Source organism: Parathalassolituus penaei (assembly GCF_026626885.1).
Lineage (GTDB): Bacteria > Pseudomonadota > Gammaproteobacteria > Pseudomonadales > Oceanobacteraceae > Oceanobacter > Oceanobacter penaei.
Window position 1 is genome coordinate 1 of the sequence record NZ_JAPNOA010000046.1, and the last position, 629, is coordinate 629.

The 629-nt window shown below is 59.5% G+C and carries 1 protein-coding gene; it reads left to right on the forward strand.

The window, feature by feature from the left end:
• On the forward strand, positions 1-629 hold a 629-nt coding region (locus OUO13_RS20115), incomplete at both ends, for an electron transfer flavoprotein subunit alpha/FixB family protein (RefSeq protein WP_283174586.1).

A 629-nucleotide genomic window follows, 5' to 3' on the forward strand; every position in this document is an offset into this window, starting at 1 on the left:
ACCATTCTGGTAATTGCTGAACACGACAACAGCACTCTGAAAGCCGCCACCCTGAACACTCTGGCTGCAGCCAGCAAGATCGGTGGTGACGTACACGTACTGGTCGCCGGTAAAGACTGTGGCGCCGTTGCGTCTGCAGCCGCTGCAGCGACCGGTGTTGCCAAGGTTCTGGTTGCCGACGCCGCCATCTACGAACACCAGCTGGGTGAAGTGATGGGCGATCTGGTCGCTGAACTCGGCAAAGGCTACAGCCATATCCTGGCACCAGCCACCACTACCGGTAAGGACTTCCTGCCACGCACAGCAGCCCTGCTCGACGTGAACATGCTGTCTGACGTGATCGAAGTGGTGTCTGCCGACACCTTCTCCCGTCCGATCTACGCCGGTAACGCCATTGCGACCTATCAGACCGCTGATGCCATCAAGGTGCTGACCGTTCGTACCACTGCATTCGACGCCGTTGCTGCCACTGGCGGCGCTGCGGCCGTTGAAGCCGTTGGTTTCGCCTCCGGTTACACCAAGGCAGCCTTCGGTGGTGAAGAGCTGGCCAAGTCTGACCGTCCAGAACTGACTTCCGCTGCCATCGTGGTATCCGGTGGTCGTGGTATGGGCAACGGTGAGAACTTCAA